This is a genomic window from Deefgea salmonis (genome assembly GCF_020531905.1).
GTDB lineage: Bacteria > Pseudomonadota > Gammaproteobacteria > Burkholderiales > Chitinibacteraceae > Deefgea > Deefgea salmonis.
Genome location: NZ_JAJAWG010000019.1, coordinates 1 through 5,400 on the forward strand (window position 1 = coordinate 1; position 5,400 = coordinate 5,400).

Consider the following 5,400-nt stretch of genomic DNA (forward strand, 5'->3'; position numbering starts at 1 on the left):
TTGATGGTTTTAAGTGCCTGCGGCACATTGTTTTACAGTCGCAGTCCGCGACGGGGACCCCATTTTCTTTGACTCGCCAAAGAAAATGGGGGAAAAGAAAGGCGACCCGAGCGCGCCCAGCTCCGCTGTGCCCTCGATTGTCGTGAGCCAAACGATAAAACCGTTTGTCTCTCTCCTCACTCGGTGCGCTTAAACGGGATTTTAAGCCCCAGCTCGACGAGCGCGGCACAGCATCAACACCAAATCTGAACATCGCCACTTTTTATTGGGTATATCAATATAGCGCTTATTGAATAAAGCGGGCATTGCTATACCTATCTAAGCGTGTAGATGTTGCGCTTGCCGTGATGGGGCAACGGTTTCGGCGGGGACTTTGGGTTTGTGCTGTTTGCCAGCGTAATCGCTTTCCAGCAAAGCGCTTGCCGCGACGGCTGACATGCCTTGCGTTTGCAACCACAACGCGACCATTTTCGCCAAGCGATCAAGTGCGATGCGATGCGTGGCGTCGGTGCTGGCGTAGAGCCAATCGGCAAACGCCATAAAGTTAGCAAATGGCGCGTCGCCCAACAGCACTGGCAGCGTATTGGCAAACCGCCCCGAATTGGCGACCAAATCCCAGTAACGCGCAAAGCGCACCAAGCGCTGCATGGTGGTGAAGTCGATGTCGCGATTGGCCAAAATCGTGTACGGCGGGTAGGGGTCGTACACCATGGCAAATTCGGTGGTATGGCGAATAATTGGCGTGCCGCGCAGGCGTTTTAAAATCCCAAATTGAATTTCATGCGGCTTGAGTGCATACAGTTGATCAAAGCCCACGCCAAAGCTTTCTACCGTTTCGCCGGGCAAACCGGCGATTAAATCCACATGCATATGCGCGTGCGAGTTTTCCACCAGCCAGCGGATGTTCTCGGCGGCCTTTTCATTATTTTGTTTGCGGCTGACCAAGGTTTGTACCTCGGGATTAAAGCTTTGAATCCCGATTTCAAACTGCAAAGCGCCGGGTGGGAATTGCATAATGCCGGCCTTGAGCGCTTCGGGTAGATGATCGGGCACCACCTCAAAATGCGCGAACACCGGATCATTCGGATGCGCGGCGATTTTATCGAGGAAAAACTGCATGATGCGCAGGCTGGTTTTGATATTCAAATTAAACGTACGATCGACAAATTTAAACAACCGTGCGCCGCGCTGATACAGCGTTTCCATCTCGGCCAAAAAGCGCTCCAGCTCAAACGGCCAAGCGGTTTTGTCCAGCGCAGAAAGGCAAAATTCGCACTTAAATGGACAGCCGCGTGACGCCTCAACGTAGAGCGTGCGATTTTTGATGTCCTCATCGGTATACAGCGAATAGGGGAGTTGTAAGTCATCCAGCTTGGCTTGCACGCCGACATGGATTTTCATTAAGGGCTGTGGGCCGTTGATGATTTGGCGGCATAAATCCGGCAGTGTGATTTCGCCCCAGCCGGTGATGACAAAATCAGCGTCTTTGACAATCGCTTGCTCCGCGGTCTCAAAAGAGACTTCCGGACCGCCGAGGATGATTTTGATGTGCGGCGCAACGCGCTTAATCAGCGCCACCAAACGGGCAGTTTCTTCTACGTTCCAAATGTAAACGCCAAAGCCGATGATCTGCGGATTTTTGGCCAATAGGCGCTCGGCAAATTCCGTGGTTTTACCGCCAATCACAAATTCCATGATTTCAGTTTGCGACTGCAAATCGCCCATATTGGCCTGCAGATAACGTAATCCTAGCGAGGCGTGCGTGTAACGGGCGTTGAGCGTGGACAAGATGATGGTCATGGCGGCAGAAGTTCAAAAGCGAAAACGCTATTTTACGGGTTTCAGCCGGGCTTGGTTGACGTTTGTTTTGAACGGAAATTATTGGTGGGTATACGCTTGTAGCCTTTATCTAATAAAGTATGTATGACGATACCTATATATTTTATTTTTTTAAGTAGTCATTCGCTTGATTGATCATCCAGCGAGTAAAGTCAGCGATTTTTTGGCTGGTGCTGCTCCGATCCGGCCAAACCAGCCAATATGGATATTGGTAGGGAACGCGAATATCGGTGATGGGAATGAGTGTGCCGTTGGCAAAATGCGCTTCAACCAGTGAGCTGCGCGCCAGCATGACCCCGTGGCCCAAGCGTGCGGCTTCAAGTTCTAAGTTGCTGTCGTTGTACGAATAGGTTGGCGTGGGCCGCCAATCGGCCAGCCCCGCCGCTTGGCACCATGTTGCCCAAGGAATTGCCGGATTTTGGATGATGGTCGCAGTTTTGAGTGCATTAGCCGATGTTGGCCGAGGTTGATAGCTAGGGGCGGCGACGACTAATAGTTGTTCATCCATCAGATGGATTTGTTTCATCCCATCCCAGCCGCCTGCGCCCATACGGATCGCCATATCCAGTAAGCCATTATTCATTTCTTCAAAGCCCAAACCTGCCCGTAGCCAGATCGTATATTGCGGGTATTGGGCTTTAAAGTCGGGTAGGCGCGGTACCAGCCAATTGAGTGCAAACGAGGGCACGATGCCGATGGTGATGTCATTGGGTTTTGGGCGCGTCAGTACGCGTTGCGTGGCGTCTTGTAAGTCGGCCATTGCGCCACGAATTCGTAGCGCATATATGCGGCCTTCCTCGGTGAGTTGCAATCGTTTTCCTTCGCGTAAAAATAACGACACACCGAGAAAATCTTCAATCGTTCGCAGTTGATGACTAATGGCGCTGTGCGTCACATTCAGTGATTCGGCCGCTTTAACCACACTGCCTAAGCGCGCTACCGCTTCAAATGCCCGCAGTGCCGCCAGTGGTGGTAGTTGGCTCATGCTTTGTTCCTCGTTGAGCGAATGAAATTCGCTTTATGTGAATTTTATTCACATAAAGGCCAAAAAATCATCAGCGATCGGCTTTGGTTTATTGGATATAGTCAATCCATTATGCCAAATGGATGATAGTTATGGTCACCTATCTACGATTGAATGTATTAAAAAATGAATTATTGGTGGTCGAGCTGAGCCACCCTGCGCAGCTGTGGTGCGAAGAGGGTGGCGTCTGGTTGACGCACGATCAGTCAACGGAAGATATTGAGCTGTATCGCGGCGAGCATCGACAATTGGCAGCCGGTAAAGTGCTGATTGAAGGGAACGGGCGATTGTGTTTTTGTGGGGAAAATCTACAGCTCAGCCCACAAAGTCAAGGCAATGCGCTGGATGTGACTGGCGGTTTGCTCGCCGGAGTGGCTTGAGGGTGATTTTGTAAGCAGCGTCATGCTGTCGTCATCTGCTTACGGTATAAATCGCCATCTTATTTTTGGTGCGGATGCGGTTTATGTTTCAACGTCGTTCTGTCTTGCAGCGGGTATTGTACCGCTTGCGTCAAGTATTGCTGAGCTTGGCGGGGTTTTTTCTGTTGCAGTATCTGCTGTTTGTTTTGCCACAAGCACTCGGCAACAACTTAACGCTCAATGGCGCGATGTTGCCGATTTTGCTGTTGATTTTTCTGGCGTATGCCGCTTCAGCCTTGCTGGTGATTCGCAATGTATGGCGCGGTTAAGCGTCGCTGGCGACAACGTGGATTTCTTCGCCTAAAACTTTAACCACCATGCCCGCGCGGATTTTGGCGGTTTTACGGCTTTCGAGCACGCCGTCGACTTCGACCAAGCCTTCGGCGACCATCAGTTTGGCGGCGCCACCGGAATGTGAAATGCCGAGGTTTTTAATCAAATCGCACAGCGCGATGTATTCGTTACGGAGTTCAAAAGTTTGGATTGCCATGGTGTGTCCTTATGGGTATTTGCTTGCAAGCTTTGGTAATTAATGCCTGCAGCTCAATACATCTAGATAAATAAGTGCTTGTCGTTAAAGGCGATCATTTTAAACGCCTGCCGCAGCGTAGTGATGCGTGTGATCGGTAAAATTATTGCGCCAAAACGCCCAAGCCATTCTGCGCCAATAATGCCGCAGTATCGTGCAAGGGTAAACCCATGACGCCGGTAAAACTGCCGTCTAAATGCGCGACAAATACGCCGCCCAAGCCTTGAATGCCATACGCGCCAGCTTTGTCCATTGGCTCGCCGCTGGCCACATACGTGGCGATTTGTGCGTCGCTCAGTTGGGCAAAGGTGACACGGCTGACGCTTAAGCGGGTTTGCACGCCGTGCTCATCGCGCAGTGCCAAACTGGTGAGCACTTCATGCGTTTGGCCCGAGAGTTTACGCAGCATCGCCGCAGCGTCGGCGGCATCTAGCGGCTTGCCTAAGATTTCATCGGCTAACACCACTGAGGTATCGGATGCGAGTACGGGTTTGAGCGCCAAACCCATCGATATTAAATGTTGCCAGCCGGATTCGGCTTTTTCTACCGCCATACGAATCACGTAATCACGTGGATTTTCCGCCGCTTGTGGGGTTTCATCGATGGGGGCGGCGATGCGTTCAAACATCACGCCGGTTTGCGCGAGTAATTCTTTACGGCGTGGGCTGCCAGAGGCGAGGTAGAGTTGGGTCATAATGAAGATAAAGCCTGAGCAAAAAAGAAGGTAGAAATGAACCCGCCGCCGAGCGTGACGGCGTTAAACGGCGGCGCTTGTGGGCGCCCAGCGTGTCGTAGGCCAAATCCGATTAAGTACGCAATCACCACCAGAGCATAGAGTAGCAAAGCCCCCATCCCACGCTCGCCAATATCGGCAAATAGGGCCAGCATGCAAAACAGCAAGATGGGAAGCAAGTAGCCCATTGGCTTTATTCTCGATGATAAGGATGGTTATTAATAATCGACACCGCGCGATACAGTTGCTCGGCGAGCAAGACGCGCACCATGCCGTGGGGCATGGTCATTGCGGACAGCTGCAACAATTGGTCGGCGCGTTGCTTAATCCGTGGATCAAGGCCATCGGTGCCACCGATAATAAATACCGTTTCGCGACCATCGATTTGCCAGTGTTTCATGTTGTCGGCGAGCTTCATCGTCGTCCAATTAGCGCCGCGCTCGTCGAGCGCCAATACGCGTGCGCCATCGGGAATGGCCGCCAAAATGCGATCGGCTTCTTCGCTCATCACTTGCTGCGGCGTGCGCGCGCTGATGCGTTTATCCGGTTTTAGCTCAGTGAGCGTTAGCGCAAAATCGCGCGGCATGCGTTTGGCGTATTCGGCAAAGCCTTCAGTAATCCAGTTCGGCATTTTATGGCCGACAGCAATCAGTTGCAGTTTCATATTGATTTTTTACGGTAGTGACGCCCGATGGTAACAGATGGGTCAGGATCTGTTGACGTTTGGTTTGCCATCAACAGACCCTAGGGTCTGTTGATGATTGGTTTCCCGCCGCGCTGGAGTGTTTTTCTCGGCGAATCAAGGCGTAGTAAGCGATACATAGTCATTCTATGTGAGCTTGCTACAACGCAGAGT

At 51.6% G+C, this 5,400-nt stretch carries 8 protein-coding genes; 2 read left to right on the forward strand and 6 right to left on the reverse strand.

The window, feature by feature from the left end; all coding sequences use genetic code 11:
* Nucleotides 1-318: 318 nt before the first annotated feature.
* Nucleotides 319-1,800, reverse strand: coding sequence for a B12-binding domain-containing radical SAM protein (locus LG219_RS15085; protein WP_226765270.1), 1,482 nt, complete (start codon nt 1,798-1,800; stop codon nt 319-321).
* 142 nt (nt 1,801-1,942) lie between these two features.
* Nucleotides 1,943-2,824: a LysR substrate-binding domain-containing protein gene (locus LG219_RS15090; protein ID WP_226765271.1), complete on the reverse strand. Its 882-nt coding sequence runs from the start codon at nt 2,822-2,824 to the stop codon at nt 1,943-1,945.
* Between the two features lie 131 nt (nt 2,825-2,955).
* Between LG219_RS15090 and LG219_RS15095 the strand changes: the two genes are divergently transcribed.
* Both LG219_RS15095 and LG219_RS15100 read left to right on the forward strand, forming a co-directional pair.
* On the forward strand, nt 2,956-3,243 hold the full coding sequence (locus tag LG219_RS15095) for a DUF2917 domain-containing protein (RefSeq protein WP_226765272.1): 288 nt from the start codon (nt 2,956-2,958) through the stop codon (nt 3,241-3,243).
* Nucleotides 3,244-3,326: 83 nt separating this feature from the next.
* Nucleotides 3,327-3,551 carry a hypothetical protein gene (locus LG219_RS15100; RefSeq protein WP_226765273.1) on the forward strand — a complete coding sequence of 75 codons (225 nt, stop codon included), beginning with the start codon at nt 3,327-3,329 and terminating at the stop codon, nt 3,549-3,551.
* Here the strand turns inward: LG219_RS15100 and LG219_RS15105 are convergent.
* From LG219_RS15105 to rlmH, 4 genes are all read right to left on the reverse strand, one after another.
* A complete protein-coding gene (locus LG219_RS15105; RefSeq protein ID WP_226765274.1) occupies nt 3,548-3,772 on the reverse strand; it encodes an RNA-binding S4 domain-containing protein in 225 nt (74 codons plus the stop codon). The genes LG219_RS15100 and LG219_RS15105 overlap by 4 nt on opposite strands.
* A 142-nt stretch (nt 3,773-3,914) precedes the next feature.
* On the reverse strand, nt 3,915-4,505 hold the full coding sequence (locus LG219_RS15110) for a Maf family protein (protein WP_226765275.1): 591 nt from the start codon (nt 4,503-4,505) through the stop codon (nt 3,915-3,917).
* Nucleotides 4,502-4,699: a hypothetical protein gene (locus LG219_RS15115; RefSeq protein ID WP_226765276.1), complete on the reverse strand. Its 198-nt coding sequence runs from the start codon at nt 4,697-4,699 to the stop codon at nt 4,502-4,504. The genes LG219_RS15110 and LG219_RS15115 overlap by 4 nt, the downstream gene beginning before the upstream one ends.
* Before the next feature lie 38 nt (nt 4,700-4,737).
* Nucleotides 4,738-5,208 (reverse strand): 23S rRNA (pseudouridine(1915)-N(3))-methyltransferase RlmH, encoded by a 471-nt coding sequence (rlmH, locus tag LG219_RS15120; RefSeq protein WP_226765277.1) that lies wholly within the window; start codon nt 5,206-5,208, stop codon nt 4,738-4,740.
* Between the last annotated feature and the right edge of the window lie 192 nt (nt 5,209-5,400).

What these genes read in the sequence shown, in the direction of transcription:
- LG219_RS15085 (WP_226765270.1), bottom strand. Translation starts at nt 1,800, where the DNA reads ATGACCATCATCTTGTCCACGCTCAACGCCCGTTACACGCACGCCTCG.
- LG219_RS15090 (WP_226765271.1), bottom strand. Translation starts at nt 2,824, where the DNA reads ATGAGCCAACTACCACCACTGGCGGCACTGCGGGCATTTGAAGCGGTA.
- LG219_RS15095 (WP_226765272.1), top strand. Translation starts at nt 2,956, where the DNA reads ATGGTCACCTATCTACGATTGAATGTATTAAAAAATGAATTATTGGTG.
- LG219_RS15100 (WP_226765273.1), top strand. Translation starts at nt 3,327, where the DNA reads ATGTTTCAACGTCGTTCTGTCTTGCAGCGGGTATTGTACCGCTTGCGT.
- LG219_RS15105 (WP_226765274.1), bottom strand. Translation starts at nt 3,772, where the DNA reads ATGGCAATCCAAACTTTTGAACTCCGTAACGAATACATCGCGCTGTGC.
- LG219_RS15110 (WP_226765275.1), bottom strand. Translation starts at nt 4,505, where the DNA reads ATGACCCAACTCTACCTCGCCTCTGGCAGCCCACGCCGTAAAGAATTA.
- LG219_RS15115 (WP_226765276.1), bottom strand. Translation starts at nt 4,699, where the DNA reads ATGCTGGCCCTATTTGCCGATATTGGCGAGCGTGGGATGGGGGCTTTG.
- rlmH (WP_226765277.1), bottom strand. Translation starts at nt 5,208, where the DNA reads ATGAAACTGCAACTGATTGCTGTCGGCCATAAAATGCCGAACTGGATT.